The sequence below is a fragment of the Undibacterium sp. Di24W genome (genome assembly GCF_049340325.1).
Taxonomy (GTDB): domain Bacteria; phylum Pseudomonadota; class Gammaproteobacteria; order Burkholderiales; family Burkholderiaceae_D; genus Undibacterium.
The window spans coordinates 123,997-141,508 of record NZ_JBMPOP010000009.1 but is presented as its reverse complement, the minus strand read 5'-3'; the positions used below and the strand labels follow the sequence as shown (position 1 = coordinate 141,508).

Here is a 17,512-nt window from a genome sequence, read left to right as displayed (position 1 = left end):
GTATGGCTGTTGATACCAACATCGCAGATAGCCACTAGAAGATCGAATGGGAGTAATATGCAAGCCGTTTTTATAACTGGTGCCTCGTCAGGTTTAGGTGAGGCTTTGGCCAGAGAGTACGCACAGCAAGGTGCAATGTTGGGTTTGGTGGGACGTAATTTGGAACGACTAAAAGCACTACGAGATAGTTTGCCGCAGCCTGGGCGCCACGCTTTGTATGTAGCCGATGTGAACGAACATCAAACATTGCAGGCAGCCGCAGATGATTTCATACGCCGCGCTGGCAAAGTGCATGTGGTGATTGCTAGTGCAGGTATTTCGGTTGGTACACTGAGTGAATTGAGTGAAGACTTGCCCGTTTTCCGGCGTGTGATGGAAACCAATGTGTTGGCAACCGTTGCTACTTTCATGCCATTTATTGAGCATATGAAGCAGCATGCATGGCAAGAACCTTGTCGTTTGGTGGGAATTGCTAGCGTGGCCGGCATACGTGGCTTGCCAGGGGCTAGCGCTTACAGTGCTTCTAAAGCCGCAGTGATCAGTTATTGCGAATCTCTAAGAGTGGAGTTACGACAGAGCGGTATCAAAGTCGTGACGATTGCGCCGGGTTACATCGATACGCCTATGACGAAAATTAATAGTTACGCTATGCCGTTCTTACAGCCTGCACATAAGTTTGCAAGTAAGGCAGCGTCCAGTATCGCGACAGGTATTAGCTACCGCGTGATTCCATGGCAGATGGGCATCGTAGCAAAAATTTTGCGTGCTTTACCTAACTTTGTCTACGATCTTGCTTTTTCGAATGCCCCACGCAAAGCCCGTGAAACTAAGTAGCGATCATGAGTGCAAAATTTTCTGATGCTAGTGCAATGGATAAGTTGGTAGATGCTTATGGCAATTCACATCGACCTGTTAGTGCGGGTGAAACGGTGCGCATCGTTTGCTTAGTGCCTTCGATTACTGAGTTGTTATGCGATCTGGGATTGCAACAGAGCTTGGTCGGTCGCACTGGATTTTGCATACATCCTAAAAGCATCGTGCATTCGATTCCTAAAATCGGTGGTACTAAGGATGTGAATATAGAAAAAATCCGCAAATTGGCGCCGACGCACTTAATTGTGAATATCGATGAAAATGAGAAGCCGACCGTTGAGCTGTTAGCTGAGTTCATTCCACATGTCGTTGTCACACATCCTATCGAACCACGCGATAACCTGGCTTTATTTCGTCTGTTGGGCGCTATCTTTAACGTCAACCAAAAAGCTGAAGAACTCTGTCAACAATTTGAGCATCAGTGGGCTCTATTAAACCCTGACGTTGAAGTCAGGCAAGTGTTGTACTGCATCTGGAAAGATCCATGGATGACGGTCAGTCGTGACACCTATATTGCTCATTTGCTGCAAAGGCGTGGTTACTTACAATGGCAATCCAGTAAATCTTCGCAACGATACCCTGTATTTGAGTGGGATGATGTCAGCTTGCAGCATGTTGACTGTGTTTTGTTGTCGACCGAGCCGTATAGTTTCAATGTGCAAGATGCTAAACAACTTCAGCTGCAAATTCAAAAGCCTGTGATCTTGGTCGATGGCGAAATGCTGTCATGGTATGGAAGCAGATCAATTCAGGGGATGCGTTATTTGAGGGAATTAGCGATTTAAGTGCGATTTGAAAATAAAAGAGACCGCAAATATTTGCGGTCTCTTTTTTTGCTCAGAGTATTCACTCTTAACTATACCGTCACGATCGACGGCATAGGTTTAGAAGCGATAGTTCAAAGACAGGTTGTACATGCGACCTAACTGACTGAAATGAGAGCCATCATAGGTGACCATAGAGTAACGTTGGTCAAATGTGATGTTGTCAGATTGGATTTGAGTAGGTGTACGACCCGTGTAATCCACTGTTTTACTATCCAAAATTGCCTGACCTTTCGCTTTGTCACCAGCAGCTTGCAATTTCCATGATGGTGTAACGTTAAGCATATTGTTCACTGCGAACGCCAAGGTCATGTTTTTGCTGATTTGGTAGTTGACAGAAAAATCGGTCACAGCTTTTGTTTTGAAGACCACTTCCAGATTTTGATCCAAATCGGCATTTCTAAATCTAGTTGGACCAAACACCGTATTATTCAAAGAGAAATTGAAGTCGTTGATATCATAGTCGAAACCGACGAGGGTTTTGAACTTAGGACGAGACGTGAACATCAAAGCTTCTTGAGTGATATCCAATACAGACTGACCAGCCTTCGCAATTGCTGCCGGATTATTGACCGCACCATCGCGTTCATTTTTCAAAGAGTAGTTGCCCGACAAGTTAAACGCCAATTTGCCATCGCCTAGTTTCATATTGCGCTGGTTAAAGACATAGTCAATACCGGAAGTTTTACTATCCAAAGCATTTGCGAAGAAGCTCAAAGAAACAATATTTGCTGCCTTCAGAATCTTATCCAACTCTGCCTTAGGATCACCGCTAGGTTTAATTTCTTTACCCAAAATAATGCGATCTTTGAGGGAAATATTGTAGTAATCCAAAGTCATGCTGGTGTCTTTGCTTGGCTTGTAGCCAATACCCAAAGTGACACTGGTGGATTTTTCTGCTTTTAGTTTTGGTACACCAAGTGCTATCGCTTCTGCAGAAACATTGCTCGCTAAACCGGACACCTGAATTTGGCCACCTGAGAAAGAATACTGTGTTTTCTGCGTGTAGATCTGGTGCAAAGATGGCGCACGGAAGCCTGTTGATAAGGAGCCGCGCAATGTCACTTCATCATTCAATTTGTACTTGGCGCTTAATTTACCAATTGTCGCATTTCCGAAATCACTATAGCGTTCGAAACGTGCTGTCGCATCAACAACGAAAGCATCGCTGATGTCAAAAACCGTACCGCCGTAGGCGCCGTAGTTAGAACGTGTTGATGTGAAAGAATTGGTTGGTGTGTTACCCGCATAAGAGTCAGAGCCAGAATACAGCCATGATGCCGGTTCACCTGCGAGCAATGTGTATTGTTCTGCTCGGATCTCAGTACCGAAATAGGAACTGACACCTTTAGCGATATCTTTAGAGAAGTCAGCATTGAAAACGGTATGGTTAAATTTAGAACCACCTGCATCAAAGCGTGTTTGGCCATGCGGCGGCAATGGCGTAGTTTTCTTTGCCACTGCATCTAAGTATGCATTTTCCATACCACGGTTGACAGAATTTGTGACCGTGTACGTTTGTTCGTTACCACCGAAAGTCAAGCTGACATCAGATGACCAACCATCGACTTCAAATTTGGCGCCCACTGTTGCATTGTAATCCTTCAGGGCTCCCAAGAAACCAGGAACATAACCTTGATACGGCGCGCCACTTGGGGTCAAAAGGCCGTAGTCAGTTGGACGCCAGTATGGCGTACGATAGTTCGCGTAGCTGTCGATTTTTTTGTCGATGTATGCAGCGTTGGCATACATGGAAACGCCGCCCGAAAAATCATAACGTGAATTGATCAAGAATTTTGCTGCGCGTGTTTCTGGTGAGCCGTTGATGTTACCTGCATCTGGTTTTTTTGAAAGGAAGGCATTTACGGCCGCCAAATCAGCTGCGAAAGTACTTGGGCCATCGCCAAAAGTTGCCGCTTCACCGCGCGCACTGACGATGCCTGAACGTGAAGATAAACCATTTTTGGAAACATCAAACGTCAAATTCACGAAACCGCTGTCGCCTAGAGCCAAACCGTGATTGATACTCAGCGCCTGCATTTTGCCGTCGCCTTCGTGTGTCACGCCAGTGCGACCTGTAATCGATGTGCCGCTTGGGTTGTCTTTCAAAATAATGTTAACCACACCAGCGATCGCATCGGAACCGTATTGTGCTGACGCACCGTCACGCAACACTTCAATGCGTTTAATCGCATCTTGAGGAATCGCTGAAATGTCTGCACCGCTTTCGCCACGACCTGGAGAGGTTTGTGTGTAGACCAAAGCGCTGGAATTCTTACGTTTACCGTTAATCAAGATCAATGCGCGACTAGGACCCATATTACGAATTTCGTAAGGATCAAGCAAAGAAGTTGCATCATTGACTGGGGTTTGTACTGTATTGAAAGAGGGAACACGGAAAGCTAAGGCTTTGTCGAGAGAGGCTTGTGCTGTTTTGGTTAATTCGGAAGCAGCCAATACGTCTACTGGTACTGGTGTGTCGATCATAGTCCGTTGAGAACCACGTGTACCTGTTGAGGTTACCACGACCACTTGTATTTCTTGCGGCGGCGCTACTTTTTCTGTTGTTTTCGCCGGCGTTGCTTCCTGCGCATGTACCATCGAACCTGTGGCTAATAACAAGATCGCTACCTGGACAGCGCTTTTTACGAAAACGTCTTTTTTCCCGATTTTGTTGGATTCAGTTGATTTCTTGTTCAATTTTTTTCTCCCATCTATTTAGAAATCGTTGTAGACGGGGTTCGTCATACAACGCGCATTTACAACTGGTATGCAGGTTTCGTCATCGAAACAGGCTGATCCATACTACATGAGCACCTCGTTATCGAGCAAATTTGAACGCTCATAGTGTTGTTTTTACTGTGCACTTATTGCAATTTAATGTTGCAAATACTCATATGTGTTTCCACGTGGAAAATTAAAAACTACGTTTCCATTCTTTTTACGAATACCACTGTATTCGTGCCAAAAATGCTATATTCCTATGGTTTTTCGAAACCCGTTGCTGATTGCTTCTCACTTCATTCCAGTGTCATTTATTGGGAGAAAAATAGGCAAAGTTTCACTATGAAATTGCAAATTACTTGGACGGATCTATGGCACAACTTTCAAAAAAAACTTTAGGTATCGTATTGCTGGTCGCCGCATTAGGTGCGGCTGCCGCGGGAACCTGGTGGATAAAAAAGCAGAAGCAACATCTCCCGGTGGGTGGTGATGCGCTTATTGCTAATCCAGATGCGCCTTTTGCGATGGGAAGTTGCACTGCTCGCTTACATGATGACAAGCCTGCATTGGCGGTCATGTTTTCGCAGAGTGTAGATGCCGACCAGGCGCTCGATAAACTCATCGAGGTATCTGACCTCGGCGACACTAAAGCCGATAAAACTAAGCCTAAAAAAACAGAGAAAGCCGATGCTGCTGCAACCGCAGCATCCAAGCCCAGTGAGCTGGTAAAAGGTGGTTGGATCGTGTCAGATAACCCGCATGTCTTGCTATTTCCATTCGTCAAAGCCGGGCACAAATACAAAGTTAATCTGAGTGCCGCCATCGCATCCAGTGCTGGTAAAAAATTAGATCAAGCACAGACTTGTGAAGTGATCAGCGACGAGATGGCTGCCTCTTATTTCTTCGCCAGCAAAGGTACAGTCTTGCCAGCAGGTTTAAATGGTGGCCTGCCAGTTGTGAGCGTGAATGTTCCTGAAGTTGACGTGGAATTTTTGCGTATCTCACCAGAAAAATTACCCAAATTTATCGATATGGTAGTCGGCAAAAATCGTGGTCAACAAAGTGAAGAAGACGACACTGCAAGCGAGGGCGAAGGTGAAGGCGAGTATTACTACGATTACTACAGCAATCGGAACAAACTCAAAGGTCTTACCTCAGGCTGGCAACTCAATGCCTTGCAAGGTATCGCTCAAAGCGTGTATCAAAATCGCTTTGTCACCAATGAAGTGCCAAATAGTCGCAAAGTCAGTTTCTTACCCGTTGAAAAAATTACCGAGCTTAAAGAGCCAGGCATTTATGTCGCCGTGATGCGTCGTCCTGGGTACTATGATTACGATTATCAAGTCACTTATTTTTATGTCAGCGACATCGGCTTGCACGTGCGTCGTCAGCTCAAACAAACCGATGTGTTCACTACTTCTCTAAAGGATGGAAAAGCGCAGAGTGGTATTGAGTTAGAAGTCTTAGGCGACGACGGTAAAGTCTTGTTGCGCGGCAGAACCGATGGTGACGGCCATGGTGTCTTACCGGGTTTGCCAAATGGCGCCAAATTATTGTTAGCCAAACGCGGTAAAGAAACTTCTATCATTGCTTTGCAAGAGCCGGGTTTGGATTTAGCTGAATTTGATATCGGTGGTCATTTGCCACGCGACGCAAAACTCTTCGCATGGTCGGGGCGTGACCTGTATCGTCCGGGTGAAAAATTCACTGCATCTTTAATGGCACGTACCGCTGAAGGTGTCGCCTTACCACCCGCACCGATTAAAGTCGATTTAAAGAAACCAAGTGGTGACGTGGTCAGCTCTAGCATCTGGCAACCCAATTCTAAGACGCCTGGTTATTTGCAGAACAAAATCGATCTGCCGCCAGACGCCGCAACCGGCAAATGGAGTTTGGAGTTCCGTGCCGACCCTAGCGCGAAACGTCCAGATTCTATTTACATTTTCCAAGTGGAAGAATTTTTGCCAGAACGCATGAAGCTGAGTTTGAAATCTGACAGCACACCGCTGGCCGATACCACCAATTTTAGTGTGGCGGTTCAAGGTGATTATTTATACGGCGCACCAGCGGCAGGCAATCGTTTGCTCGGTAGCGTGGCGCAGGAGCGATTGAAAAATCCTGTCGCCAAAGAATGGCCAGGTTTTATCTTTGGCGATTTTGCCGATGATACGAATAAAAGCCGTTCTGAATTAGAAGAAGCTGCCTTAGATGATAGCGGTAAAGCCGAAGTCGATGTCCCGTTTGTCGCAAACGCAAAATCACCCTTGAAAGTGCGTGCCGCCTTTAGCTTACTAGAGTCTGGTGGTCGTCCTGTTGTGCGCTCGATAGAACGCGTTTGGTGGCCAGCGCAAAACATAATAGGCATACGCCCATTGTTTGAAAAAGATGTGGCACGGGAAGGCAGCATGGCGGAGTTTGAAATTATCCGTGTGAATACTGCCGGCAAGTTTTCTGCACTCAAACAAGCGCCGTTTAAATTGGTACGCGAAGATCGTGAATATTACTGGCGTTATGACGCGGGTCGTGGCTGGCATTCAGGTTATTCTGAAGGTGAAGAGACCATACATGCAGGTGCTTTAGAATTAAAAAATCGTGCCAAACTCACGGTACCTGTGAAGTGGGGACGTTATCGTTTAGAAGTCACCGATCCTGAAACGAATCTAGTCGCCCGTTATTTCTTTTACGCAGGTTGGAATGCACAGGACAGTGAAAGCGTAGGCAATCGTCCTGATCGCGTGCGCATGCAACTGGAAGGCGCACCAGCCAAACCGGGCAACGACGTCAAACTCAATATCATTCCACCACACGATGGTGAAGCCTTGGTCTTAGTCGAAGCCGATAAAGTTTTATGGAGCAAGCGAGTCTCCGTTAGCACGGGTGGTACGACGGTAAGCATTCCTATCGACAAATCGTGGAACCGCTCTGACATGTACATTTCAACGGTCGTATTCCGTCCCGGTAGTCAAGGCGATAAAGTCACGCCTGCACGTGCTGTAGGTCTGACTTGGTTACCGCTGGCACGCGAAGCACGTAAATTAAAAGTAAGTGTGACGACACCTGCCCAAGTCGAACCAGAAAAACGCATGATCGCGAAAGTGAAAGTCGATAATGCGGCGGGTAAAAAAGCCATGGTGACGGTCTCTGCAGTCGATGTGGGTATCTTGAATATCACCAGCTTTAAAACCCCAGATCCGTTTGATTTCTTCTTCGGTAAACATCGTTTCAGCGCCGAGTTGACCGATATTTACGGCAAACTAATCGAGCGTATGGACGGTACCCCCGGCAAAATTAAATGGGGCGGTGACGCAGGTAAACGCGACACCAAGAGCATGCCTAAGAAAGTGAAACTGGTTGATATCTTTTCAGGACCAGTCCAGCTCAACGATAAAGGCGAAGCCGATGTGCCTCTGAATATTCCTGACTTCAACGGCACTTTACGCGTGATGGTCGTTGCATCGACTGATGATGCGTATGGCAGCACTGATAAAGAAGTCGTGGTCAGCGCCCCTATCGTAGCCGAGATCGCTACACCGCGCTTTATCGGCCCTGGCGATACGTCGACCTTCGCACTCGATGTAACGAATATGATGCAGAGCGAGCAGAGCATTAACATCAAACTCTCCGCAGATAAATTATTGAAAATCGCCGAGGGTGAGCGCAATGTCAAACTAGTTCCTAAGCAAAGAACTATCTTGCGGTTTAACGTGGAGCCGACAGAACCATTTGGTCTGTCACGTATCAGCCTTGACGTTAAAACAGCAGGTGCAAAGCCGGTCGTGATTCATCGAGAATTCGCACTGCAAATTCAACCGCCAGTACCACGTGAACAAGATGCGCGTCGTTTGCGTATAGAGCCGGGTGCGACGCAAAAACTCGATGCGAATATGGTTGAACGCTTCTACCGCGGCTCGGCCACCCTGAGCGTGGCGATGTCGAATCGCCCACCATTGAATGTACGCAGCATCGTCAAAGGCCTGCTTGATTATCCCTATGGTTGTTTAGAACAAACCACCAGCGCGGCTTACCCTCATGTCTACATCGATGAAGAGGGCGCTAAAGCAGTCGGTCTGGCACCGCACACGCGTGAACAGCGTGCTAAATTTATCGAAGGTGCGATCAGCCGTATCGCTGGCATGCAAGGTGCAGAAGGCGGCTTCCGTCTGTGGAATGGTAACGACGGCGCTTATGAATTATGGTTGACACCTTATGTCACCAGCTTCTTAGCCGATGCTCGCGAAGCCGGTTTTAATGTGCCTGAAGAAATGACCAAGCGCGCACAAAAATGGATGACTGAAAAGCTCAACGGTGCTGCAAATCAATTCTCGCCACTACCTGCAGCCGTCAAACCAAATGCCAGCGGTCAGTACGACTGGCGCGATTATGATTTGATCCGCAATAGTCACCAACGCTTTGCCGAGTTGGCACACATCGGCTATATGTTGGCACGTGATCAAAAAGCCTCGTTAGCCTCTTTGCGCCTGCTGCACGATAGCTATCGTGATCGCGCCAAATCACCACTCGCTTTGGTGCACTTAGGTTTGGCATTGCAAATGATGGGCGATCAAAAACGTGCTGATGTTGCTTTCAATGATGCGATGACCAAACCGTATGGCATACGCACCGACTGGGATTGGGATTACCTAGGTGATTACGGGACCGCGGTGCGTGATCAAGCCATGTCTTACGCTTTGATGTTGCGTCATAAGGTCGCTCATCCACAACGTGAAACCATGTTGATCAACCTCGCTGATCGTCTCGGCAAACCACGTGGCTATTTCTCCACGCAAGAGCGCATCGCTTTATTCTTAGCTGCACGTGCAGCAGGTGGAACCGTCACTGATCCATGGGAAGTGGTCCTCAAAACGGCCGATGGCAGCAGCACTATCAGCTCAAAAAACAGTGAGAGTCGCAGCTTCGATCCCGCCTTGGCAATCAAAGGTATCACGCTGGAAAACAAAGGTACTAATCCCTTGTGGATAGAGCTTGAAGCCAGTGGTTATCCATTGAAATTACCAATTCCAAGCACAGAAAAAATTAGCTTAGAACGTAAATGGTTCACCGTTGCTGGCAAACCTTGGAACGGCGGTAATCTCAAAGTCGGCGATATGCTGATAGTGCGCGTCACCGCCAAGTCTAAACAAGTCATCGAAGATGCGATGGTGATCGATCATATCCCAGCGGGTTTAGAGGTAGAAAATCTCAACATCTCGCAGGGTCCGCAAGCAGGTGAATTTAGCATCGATGGTGTGAACCTCGCAGCTGCAATGGCGGATGAACGCATCAAGCACAAAGAATACCGAGACGATAGGTTCGTTGCCGCAGTTCGACTCAATGGCAATGCTATCAATCTGTTCTACATGCTACGTGTCGTTACACCAGGACGTTTCCATGTGCCAGGAACTTATGCCGAGGACATGTATCGACCAGATATCCGCGCTTATGGACCTTCGCCTGAGGCGGTGAATGTGGTTGATCCACGTGGTGCGAAGTAATCTCGATACCAGCGAACTAAATGCATAGACGTGGCGCAATTAGCTGTGCTCCTTGCCTCAGTGAAAGCAGGAGCACAGTGTCGTTCGTCGATGAAAAAATCACTCGAATTTTGTAGTGCGGGCGACACTGATGACTGGTTTAAAGTTTAGCGTGCAAGAGCACTAAATACATGACCTATCAAGATCATTAACTCCACCCTTGCTTCAAATTTGAAAACATATTTTATTGTCTCAAGCAAAAGGATGATTGATGCAAAGTTGCCATACTCTGTATGGTGCTCCGAAGACATTGAGTCAGGCAGTTAAGCCCAATGCAGATCGTTTTTCAGGTGAGTTTATGTTTCAGCAAGGTAAGCAAAATACGACTGCTTCATAAGGCAAAAATTCTTCATGCTGAGCGCAATCAATGCCTGAAAGCGGCTATAAACACTCCCGTTGCTTTATAATAAACATTTTCATCTGTACACAAAATGTTATGACTTACTCACTCGGCCATAAAAATCACGCCCTGAATATTGCTGCCTTGTGTCTAATGATGACTTGTGTAAGCGAAAATCTTGTCGCACAAGGCGTTTATAAGTGGGTCGATAAGGATGGAAAAGTGCATTATGGCGATAAGCGGAACGCGCCTAGTACGTCCAAAGAAAGCGATATCAAACCATCGAAATTGCCAACTACCAGCTCGGTTGCGCCACAGATCGATCTTAATCCTAACCGAAAACTTCAGGTGGTCGAGCTACCTCGCATAATTCATCCGCCGAATTTTGACCATTTACCTATCTCACCGCCTAGCCGCATTGCGTCAACAGCTCCTCCATCGGCACCAGACTTTTCCCGCATGGCAAAGCCAGAAAAATGGCCAGAATACAAAACACGCATGCCAGTTAAGGGTTCAGAACATACGTCTATTTTGTCACTTGGTGAGCCCGCGCTACAAAAGTGTATTGTCCTAGCGGTGAATTTGTACAGCATGGATTTTGGGCCGGAAAGAAATGCTGCTCATGATCGCTTTCTAGCAAGCTGTCCGAAAGTGAAAATTGAATGCAATGCGTTTCGTAAAAAGCCCGAAATGAATACTTGTGAAGCGAAGACGGCTGAGGACAAAGGCCCGATATCAGTCTTCAAAATGACCAATTGAGGGCAATAAAAGAGAACTATTTCCCTCAATTCTTGAATCTCAATTCACATCTTAGTCAAAACAATCACGACCATCACCGCGCCCGAATTTTCCAATACGAGTAAGATCTTTCAACCTGTACTTCACCTGTTTGTCCATGACTAAGAAGCGATAAGTCTTTTTGCCATACTTGTACCTGGAGAGCCAGATTGGTAACAAGATGGGTTTGAGGCTGATATTGGAATAAGCTTGTTAGACCGCGATGTCGTGTCAGCTATTGATAGCGAATCTTAAGAGTCGAATTTTTCCAGTATACAAATTAAACAAAGGCGTTTCTTTTTTGATCTCAACTTAGTTATTTAGCCGCATATGCCACTTTGATCACTAGTTAGTATTTGTAAATGGCGTCAAATCTGGCTGTTGACAGCATTTGCGTATCGGTCGTATTTGTCGATTGTAGCGCTGGGTCAATGCCCTTCATTGAATGCGGCCTTATGTCGCTTTATTTTCGAGGTGCTCTGACATGTGAGCATATGGGCATAGGTGTCGCTGGCCTGTGCTTTTTCGGAGACAGATTTAACGTCAGTATGCAATCTGATTGCGTTACAACGCAGTCTTCTTGCAAAGCAGCAAGAAAAGACGGACTATATGGTGTCTGACAGTGTCTTTGTGTATCCAATTATTGGGAGAAACATCATGATTTTTGTCCATTCACGCATCAAGAGATTTTCAATTCGTCTGCAACGGTTCGTGTATCTAGCAAGCGTTTCTTTCGTGCTAGTCAATTCCCACATTTCCACCGCTTTAGCACAAGAAACAACCGATTTTAAAATTACCGGGTTTGTTTCCCTGACTGGGGGCAAAGTGATTCAAGGCGACGTCAATGGTGTTCCGATTGCTGGTGCTAATTGTCCCTGTTATACCGCCGATTGGGGAAATGCCGGCGTGTACCGTGATAATTTTTCGCTTAAACCAGAGTCACGAGCTGGTATTCAGTTCAATTACAAACCCAGTGCCAATTTGAGTTTGGTGAGTCAAATCGTGGTGCGTGGGACCGATAGCACCCCGAATATTCAATGGGCTTATGCAGGCTATAAATTGGATAAGCATTGGGAAGTGCAAGTAGGTCGCAAACGCATTCCGCTGTACTACTATTCCGACTTTCAAGACATTGGTCTTTCCTATCCATGGGTTAGCACCCCGCCTGAGCTTTACGGTTGGGAAGTGACCAACTTCAATGGTGCCAGCTTGAGATATAACAATAGTTTCGGTGATACCAATCTATCTGCAAGTATTTTTGGCGGCTCTGAGAAAACAAAGGATCCTCTCTATTTGACTTTGTATTACCCGAATAAATCCGAGGTTTCATGGAAAAGTATCATCGGCACTGATGTGGAACTAAATAATGGCCCATTGACAGTGCGAGGCGTTTATATGCAGGCGAACGCCCGATCACAAGTTTTCGACTTGAAACAAGACCAAACCGCTAAGTTAAGTGCATTTGGCGTCGCGGTAAATCTTGATCTCGATAAATGGTTTATTTTGTCAGAGGTGACGCAGTTGCGCCGAGATTTTAGCGCTAGTGGGTATAGCTACAAAGCCCCTGCATTCACCCTAGGTGCAGGAGTGCATTTAGGAGAATGGACTCCCTTTCTTAATTACGCGGAATACAAAGAGAAGAGCTCCGATCAAGCCAAATATGTACCGCAGTCTTATAAACGCTTATCACTTAGCTTGAAATACGAACTTGATGCTAGTAGCGCTATCAAAACACAAATTGATCGTCACACTGATATCACCAAGAACTTTGGTGGAGATGCAACCGTTCTGCGCTTAAGTTATGACCGCGTATTTTGAAATAGGGAGAATGCATCATGAAAAAGACCTTACTATTCGCCATGACATTGGCGACTTTCTTGCTTAGTTCATTCTGTGGCCTCGCACATGCTCAAATTGCTATGGTGGTTGGCGCTAAGAGTGCGGTAACCAGTATTAACAAAGAACAAGCTGCTGCTTTATTTCTCGGTAAATCGAGTCAATTGCAAGGTGCAGGGACTCCAATGTTAGTGGATCAAAGTGAAACTTCTGAAGTAAGAAAAAATTTCTACAGCAAAGTTGCAGACAAGACTCCCGCGCAGGTGAAAGCAATTTGGGCACGGTTAGTCTTCTCCGGAAAAGCTTCACCACCGAAGGAGGTAACCTCAAGTGCGGAGGTTAAAAAAATAGTCGCTAGTAACCCAGACGCGGTGGGATATATCGAGAAAAGCGCAGTCGATACCAGTGTTAAAGTCTTATTAGAAATTGAGTAAATAGGCAGGAATTGAATTTGAGTTTCAACAGCTCTGATTGCACGAATGCACTGTTCTGCAATCATGAGCTTGGCGATAATGTAATGCGCGAAGTTTGCAGATCAATACGCGATAACAAATCCAGCGCTGTTGAGGGTTTCTCTGATCGACAACAAGTTAGCCGTGATGTTGAAACTTCATTGTCTCTAGGTCTTCGCGTTCTGCGAGACATTTTTCCAGATTTCCAATCTACTTCTTAGTCAAAGCAATCACGACCATTACCACAACAAACGCCAACAAAACCGCACCCGCGATTTTCCAATACGAGTAAGGGCGTTCTCCCTGTACTTCACCCGTTTGCCCATTCACCAAAAAGCGATAAGTCTTTTCGCCATATTTATAGGACGATAACCAGATCGGTAGCAAGATGTGTTTGAAACTGATGTTGGAGTAACGTGGCTGCATTGCTGTGATGCGTTGGTGGTCACCACCGATGTCGCGGCAGATCGCGCTGCGTATAGCCTCTTCCATAATGGTTCTGGCATCGACGAAGCCGGGTTCTAGCGCAACTTGGTAGGCCTCGACTGTGAAGCCGGAGACATAATCATCGCGATAGCCTTGTAGCTTATTCAAATTCCACGGTGCTAGATTGTCAGCGTATTGTTTTGGTAGCGTTTTGGAGGCGATCACTAAGACGTCGTCGAAACTGACTTGCACTTCGCCTGATGCCGAGTACCAATCCGTTTTGGTGACTTGGCGTGTTTTGGTTTCGCCATCTTGTACGTAGCTTTCGGTAACGGTGTAATCGACGCCACGCTGGCCTTGATAGGTCGTGTCAGAATTGGCGTCATAGGTCCAGTATGGCGTGTAGATTCCCTTCAACCCACGTTCAGCGCGATAGGCGCGTTTGAGAGCGTTAGGGGCGAACCATAGGCCGTTGACCCAGTCGCTAAATTTTTTGCGCGCATCGCTTTCTTTGATGTCGAATGGTGCGATGGCTTTGGGTTGAATTTGTCGCTTGGCGTAGGCGTTGGCGGCAATCATCGGCGCGGCACAAAACGGACAGCGATCAGAGACGATGTTTTGTCCAAATTGCGATTGCGCGCCGCATCCTGTGCATTTGACAGTTTGCTGCTCTATCGTCGCTTCGTTGCCAGCTTGTTTGCTTAAGTAAGCTTCGTAATCCAATTCTTCGTAAGCAATCGCCTGCTCGGTCGCGTCGGATTCGATTTGATTCTGATTGCCGCAGTATGGGCATTTGAGCGCCAATTGACCCGGTGCGAATTCAAGTTTGGCACCGCATTGGGTGCAGGGATAAGTTTTGGTTGTCACAAGCGAATCCAAGAATCGGTGGCTGAGTTGATGCTGATCTCAATCAATACGAATCGTTTGAAATGAGATCAGTGTGAACAGGATTTAAAAAGTTTATTGCGGTGGCAGCGGTGGCGGCATTGCAGCAAACAGGTCTTGTAAATCTGCCTGATCACTAGCTTTCGCCCAAGCTGCCATACCTTGACGCCAAACCAGGCTGTCGCGTGTTAATGTGCCATTAGCGACTTGCGTTTGCAAAGCAGCTCGTTCAAACGGACCTGCTTGCGCGCCGTTGACAGCGACAAAGTAAGGCGTTGCCCCAGGCAGAGGTGGCGGCATAGCGCCCATGCCCGGATTCGCTGCTGGTGTATTATTCGCTTGAAATAAATTACCCATGCTTTGATTTAATATGCCACCCACACCAACGCCCATCATCGCACCTGCCATACCGGGATTTTGTGCCGCATCGCGTAGTGCTTGTGCACCTTGGTATTGGGCGAATTGTTGCATATTGCCGATGGCGCGCATCGCACCTTGTTGATCGATGGCTTTTTCGACTTCTTCCGGCAAGCCGATATCTTGTACTTGTACTTCGCACAGCTCTAAGCCGTACTGCTCAAAATCACTGGCGATCTTTTCTTGTATGCGCTGGCCGACCACGCTGACTTTGCTTTCTAAGTCGATGACCGGCACGCCGATTTCCGGCATGACTTCTTTGATGCGCACGCCAATTTTTCCGCGCAGATTTTCTTCGATGTCCTGAATGGTGAAGTCAGCTTGTGTGCCAACCAATTCGAGCAAGACCGTCTTTGCATCGCGAACACGTAGACCGTAAATACCAAAGGCAGTGACACGCACCACGCCAAATTCGGGATCGCGCATAGTCGCAGGACCAGCGGTTCCCCATTTTAAATTGGTAAAGCGGGTGGTTTTGAAGAAATAAACTTCGGCTTTGAATGGGCTGTTAAAGCCATATTTCCAGCCTTTGATCGTGCTGAGGAGCGGCATGTTCTCGGTGCTGAGCTCATACATGCCAGGCATGAATACATCGGCGACTTGTCCTTTGCCCATCTGGCCTTCGTTCACCATGACAGCAACTTGGCCTTCACGCACTGTGAGTTTGGCGCCCATTTTTATTTCGTTCTGATAGCGCTCAAAGCGATGCACCATCACATTGGGATTGTCATCCAACCATTCGACGATATCGATGAATTCATTACTTAGTTTATTCCAGAGTCCCATGGTGCTCTCCTGTCTCTATGTAAAGCGAAACTACAGCGAAATTACAGCGAAATTTATACCGCCGAAATTCACATTGTCTTTTTAAACGATGTCATCGGTAGTAATTTGTTAGTAACATAGTATTACTTATCTGGCTCGGTATAACAAGTGCTGTTTGCTAATCTTTACGATGCACTTTTTTGCCGATCTGAATGTGAAAAAATCCTCAGGCACTTTATCTTAAGGACACAGAATTTCAATTGTGCGTCCGAATCTGGCGATCATTGTTAAAGCTTGTATTTGATAATGGCAAGGCTTAATTCGAAACTTACAAGGTGCAAAGCATGAAACAAAGATTGGAACGAAAAGTGCAACCCGATATGTCTTACAAAATAACTCCTGTGAAATCGACATTCCTGCAACGCGCCCGTGAGTTAGGTGTGGATGATCAAGGTCAAGCTGTCGTACGACTGATAGCGTGTGGTGGCGAGCCGTGTCGCGATAGCTTGCACAGGGCTAAGGCTGGCGATGAGTTGATTTTGGCGAGTTACTGTCCGTTTGAGATTGCTGGGCCGTATAAGGAATATGGTCCGATTTTTATTCGTGCCCATGAACATGAATATATGAAGACGCAAGCGCATTTTGAGCATTTGCCTGATCTCATCGAACAGGCGTATCTTGGATCACAATTCGTGTTACGTGCCTATTCAGCGCAAGAGCGCATTGTTGATGCCTGCCTTACAGTTCCGCAGCAGTGCGAAGCTGACTTGCAAGCTTTGTTGATTCGACCAGAAGTTCAATTCGTGCTAGTCCGGTTTCCCGCCTACGGTTGTTATGCATGCCGTATTGAACGAGTACCTACCTAGTGGTGCTGGCTAAGCTACGTCAAATTTCTTGTCGCGAAAAACATCACGGCGCCATGCTTGAATCGCTTTGATTACCCATTGGCTATCGTCTAGAGGCAGATCATGTCCGGCTTGCTGATGGATGCGCAATGGCGCTTGCCATTTTTCAGCCAAGGTTTGAGAGCAATGCATATCCACTAATTGATCCTGTTGCCCCGCCAAAAGTAAGATCGCCGATTTGGGCGCATGTTCTGGTGCCTGAAACTGTGAGGCCGCGCGTAATTGACGCAGAATATTGCTGCGCTTTATAGGACATTCTCGCGCGTAGTGTATCCATTGATCGATGGTGGCAGCGGCAGCGTTCTTATCAACCATTTGACTGGTCAACTTATGAATTAACGCTTCGCGTTTTTGGGTATTGCCGAATAATAAAGTGTGTAACAAGCGAGGATAGTTTTGTGGGCGTAATCGCTCATAAAATGGATTGTGCGGGGCCATACTGGTGTTGATTAAGATGAGCGATTTCAGCTCATCAGGAAATGAATCTGCCCAGGCAACCGCGACCATTGCACCGAGTGAAATGGCTAATACGTGATAGGGCGGTTTGCATCCTTTTGCCAGTAGTTGTTGGCGACAATCGTTTGCCATCTCGGGAATTGTGGTCAGGCTGTTTTGTTTGAAAAGCGGGCCATTGCCAGGAAAATCGAGGCATACAATGCCGTCATCGCCTATCACTTTTTGTAGCTGATGTGGAAAATCACCCCAATGTCGCGATTCTCTCATCAGGCCTCGTAATAATACCCAAGTCGTCATTTCC

General features: G+C 46.7%; 12 protein-coding genes. 8 read left to right on the top strand and 4 right to left on the bottom strand.

The window, feature by feature from the left end; translation table 11 throughout:
* Window positions 1-57: 57 nt before the first annotated feature.
* Together ACO0KZ_RS18075 and ACO0KZ_RS18070 are read left to right on the top strand one after the other, a co-directional pair.
* Window positions 58-834 (top strand): SDR family oxidoreductase, encoded by a 777-nt coding sequence (locus ACO0KZ_RS18075; protein WP_422997785.1) that lies wholly within the window; start codon window positions 58-60, stop codon window positions 832-834.
* A 5-nt stretch (window positions 835-839) separates the two neighbouring features.
* A complete protein-coding gene (locus ACO0KZ_RS18070; protein WP_422997783.1) occupies window positions 840-1,658 on the top strand; it encodes a helical backbone metal receptor in 819 nt (272 codons plus the stop codon).
* A 99-nt stretch (window positions 1,659-1,757) separates the two neighbouring features.
* Here the strand turns inward: ACO0KZ_RS18070 and ACO0KZ_RS18065 are convergent, their stop codons facing one another.
* Window positions 1,758-4,397 carry a TonB-dependent receptor plug domain-containing protein gene (locus tag ACO0KZ_RS18065; RefSeq protein ID WP_422997781.1) on the bottom strand — a complete coding sequence of 880 codons (2,640 nt, stop codon included), beginning with the start codon at window positions 4,395-4,397 and terminating at the stop codon, window positions 1,758-1,760.
* A 395-nt stretch (window positions 4,398-4,792) separates the two neighbouring features.
* Between ACO0KZ_RS18065 and ACO0KZ_RS18060 the strand changes: the two genes are divergently transcribed.
* The 5 genes from ACO0KZ_RS18060 (at window position 4,793) to ACO0KZ_RS18040 (ending at window position 13,339) form a co-directional block, all read left to right on the top strand.
* Window positions 4,793-9,913: an alpha-2-macroglobulin family protein gene (locus ACO0KZ_RS18060; protein ID WP_422997779.1), complete on the top strand. Its 5,121-nt coding sequence runs from the start codon at window positions 4,793-4,795 to the stop codon at window positions 9,911-9,913.
* 250 nt (window positions 9,914-10,163) lie between these two features.
* Window positions 10,164-10,289 (top strand): hypothetical protein, encoded by a 126-nt coding sequence (locus ACO0KZ_RS18055; RefSeq protein WP_422997777.1) that lies wholly within the window; start codon window positions 10,164-10,166, stop codon window positions 10,287-10,289.
* Window positions 10,290-10,388: 99 nt separating this feature from the next.
* On the top strand, window positions 10,389-11,051 hold the full coding sequence (locus tag ACO0KZ_RS18050) for a DUF4124 domain-containing protein (RefSeq protein WP_422997775.1): 663 nt from the start codon (window positions 10,389-10,391) through the stop codon (window positions 11,049-11,051).
* A 675-nt stretch (window positions 11,052-11,726) separates the two neighbouring features.
* Window positions 11,727-12,887 carry a hypothetical protein gene (locus ACO0KZ_RS18045; RefSeq protein WP_422997773.1) on the top strand — a complete coding sequence of 387 codons (1,161 nt, stop codon included), beginning with the start codon at window positions 11,727-11,729 and terminating at the stop codon, window positions 12,885-12,887.
* Between the two features lie 17 nt (window positions 12,888-12,904).
* Window positions 12,905-13,339, top strand: coding sequence for a hypothetical protein (locus ACO0KZ_RS18040; RefSeq protein WP_422997771.1), 435 nt, complete (start codon window positions 12,905-12,907; stop codon window positions 13,337-13,339).
* Between the two features lie 228 nt (window positions 13,340-13,567).
* Here ACO0KZ_RS18040 and ACO0KZ_RS18035 read toward each other — a convergent pair whose 3' ends face one another.
* Both ACO0KZ_RS18035 and ACO0KZ_RS18030 read right to left on the bottom strand, forming a co-directional pair.
* On the bottom strand, window positions 13,568-14,650 hold the full coding sequence (locus ACO0KZ_RS18035) for a hypothetical protein (RefSeq protein ID WP_422997769.1): 1,083 nt from the start codon (window positions 14,648-14,650) through the stop codon (window positions 13,568-13,570).
* Window positions 14,651-14,743: 93 nt separating this feature from the next.
* Complete coding sequence (locus ACO0KZ_RS18030; protein WP_422997767.1) at window positions 14,744-15,871, bottom strand: SPFH domain-containing protein; 1,128 nt, start codon at window positions 15,869-15,871, stop codon at window positions 14,744-14,746.
* A 323-nt stretch (window positions 15,872-16,194) separates the two neighbouring features.
* On the opposite strand from ACO0KZ_RS18030, the gene ACO0KZ_RS18025 reads away from it, so the two are divergent.
* Window positions 16,195-16,716 (top strand): DUF1203 domain-containing protein, encoded by a 522-nt coding sequence (locus ACO0KZ_RS18025; RefSeq protein WP_422997765.1) that lies wholly within the window; start codon window positions 16,195-16,197, stop codon window positions 16,714-16,716.
* A gap of 9 nt (window positions 16,717-16,725) precedes the next feature.
* On the opposite strand, the gene ACO0KZ_RS18020 is transcribed toward ACO0KZ_RS18025, so the two are convergent.
* Entirely contained in the window at window positions 16,726-17,508 is a 783-nt protein-coding gene (locus ACO0KZ_RS18020) for an alpha/beta fold hydrolase (RefSeq protein ID WP_422997763.1), read from the bottom strand.
* Between the last annotated feature and the right edge of the window lie 4 nt (window positions 17,509-17,512).

Excerpts from the sequence above, each read along its gene's own strand:
- ACO0KZ_RS18075 (WP_422997785.1), top strand. The coding sequence starts at position 58 with ATGCAAGCCGTTTTTATAACTGGTGCCTCGTCAGGTTTAGGTGAGGCT.
- ACO0KZ_RS18020 (WP_422997763.1), bottom strand. The coding sequence starts at position 17,508 with ATGACGACTTGGGTATTATTACGAGGCCTGATGAGAGAATCGCGACAT.
- ACO0KZ_RS18055 (WP_422997777.1), top strand. The coding sequence starts at position 10,164 with ATGCAAAGTTGCCATACTCTGTATGGTGCTCCGAAGACATTGAGTCAG.
- ACO0KZ_RS18070 (WP_422997783.1), top strand. The coding sequence starts at position 840 with ATGAGTGCAAAATTTTCTGATGCTAGTGCAATGGATAAGTTGGTAGAT.
- ACO0KZ_RS18050 (WP_422997775.1), top strand. The coding sequence starts at position 10,389 with ATGACTTACTCACTCGGCCATAAAAATCACGCCCTGAATATTGCTGCC.
- ACO0KZ_RS18045 (WP_422997773.1), top strand. The coding sequence starts at position 11,727 with ATGATTTTTGTCCATTCACGCATCAAGAGATTTTCAATTCGTCTGCAA.
- ACO0KZ_RS18060 (WP_422997779.1), top strand. The coding sequence starts at position 4,793 with ATGGCACAACTTTCAAAAAAAACTTTAGGTATCGTATTGCTGGTCGCC.
- ACO0KZ_RS18040 (WP_422997771.1), top strand. The coding sequence starts at position 12,905 with ATGAAAAAGACCTTACTATTCGCCATGACATTGGCGACTTTCTTGCTT.
- ACO0KZ_RS18030 (WP_422997767.1), bottom strand. The coding sequence starts at position 15,871 with ATGGGACTCTGGAATAAACTAAGTAATGAATTCATCGATATCGTCGAA.
- ACO0KZ_RS18025 (WP_422997765.1), top strand. The coding sequence starts at position 16,195 with ATGAAACAAAGATTGGAACGAAAAGTGCAACCCGATATGTCTTACAAA.